The 923-nt window shown below is 57.9% G+C and carries 3 protein-coding genes; all 3 read right to left on the bottom strand.

Annotated elements, in window-relative coordinates:
• Positions 1–183, bottom strand: a 183-nt coding sequence (locus tag EOC93_RS33575) for a toxin-antitoxin system HicB family antitoxin (protein WP_127206761.1), incomplete at its 3' end; no start/stop codon positions are given.
• A complete protein-coding gene (locus tag EOC93_RS33570) occupies positions 180–590 on the bottom strand; it encodes a putative toxin-antitoxin system toxin component, PIN family (RefSeq protein ID WP_245461614.1) in 411 nt (136 codons plus the stop codon). The genes EOC93_RS33570 and EOC93_RS33575, both read right to left, overlap by 4 nt.
• Before the next feature lie 71 nt (positions 591–661).
• Positions 662–923, bottom strand: a 262-nt coding sequence (locus EOC93_RS33565) for a PDZ domain-containing protein (protein ID WP_127206759.1), incomplete at its 5' end; no start/stop codon positions are given.

Genomic DNA, 923 nt, shown 5'->3' with positions numbered 1-923 from the left:
ATCGCCCGGTGCATCACCGGCCCGTCGACGCAGGAAATCGGCCGCTGTCTCCATGGCTCCCACCTTTTGCGCCACAGCCGAAGCGATCCACTGGTTCAGCGACACACCATCAGCCTTTGCCAGACGTGCAGCCGCCTCCTTGATCGACAAGGGAAGTTTCAACGGATAAGTCGCCTTGCTCATGTTCGAAATCCTTCTAACAATTCGGCGGGGCTGACGACTGGAACTTCAAAACGGCCTGCCGCAGTCACAAAATCGCGGCGATTGTGAGTGACCAATGCGTCTGCCCGACCATTGATCGCTGCCTCAAGCACCATCTCATCCTTCGGATCATTCAATTGCGGGCGCCAGAGAAAGTGCAGTTCGACCGGCTCTGCCAAGACAGCGAAGCCGGCCAGCAAACGATCCAGATCTGCAAGCGACAATCCGTGAATTGCCCGTTGCTCAGGGCGGGTCAGCACGGTTTCATATTCAAGAAACAGCGCTGTTGTCACCAATGGGCAAAACTGTCGATTTGCGACCAACCGCAAAACGGCAAATGACGCACCATTCCTGCTGCGCAGACCTGCGGTCAGAACGTTTGTGTCCAATGCGATCCGCTTCACAGGTCAAAATAGTACATCCCATGGGATGTTTCAACGTGCCTGTGAAGCTACCAGACTCAATCCATCCGGATCGTCACAAACCGCAACTCGCCGGTCTTCGACGCCAGCATCAGCAGGGCGTTCTTGCGTCCCTGCTCCTTCAATGCGGCAATCCGGTCCATGACATCCTTGGGCGTGGCGACCGATTCCTGCGCGATCTCGGTGATCACCTCGCCGGCCTGGATGCCGCGTTCGGCGGCGGCCGAATCCTTGGTGACCTCGGTGATGACGACGCCGGAGACTTCGGCGGCGATGCCGAATTTCGTCCGCGTCTCGTCG

The sequence above is a fragment of the Mesorhizobium sp. M6A.T.Ce.TU.002.03.1.1 genome (genome assembly GCF_003997275.1).
GTDB lineage: Bacteria > Pseudomonadota > Alphaproteobacteria > Rhizobiales > Rhizobiaceae > Mesorhizobium > Mesorhizobium mediterraneum.
Note: the sequence above shows the minus strand (reverse complement) of the source record. Positions and strands in the feature narration are given on the sequence as shown.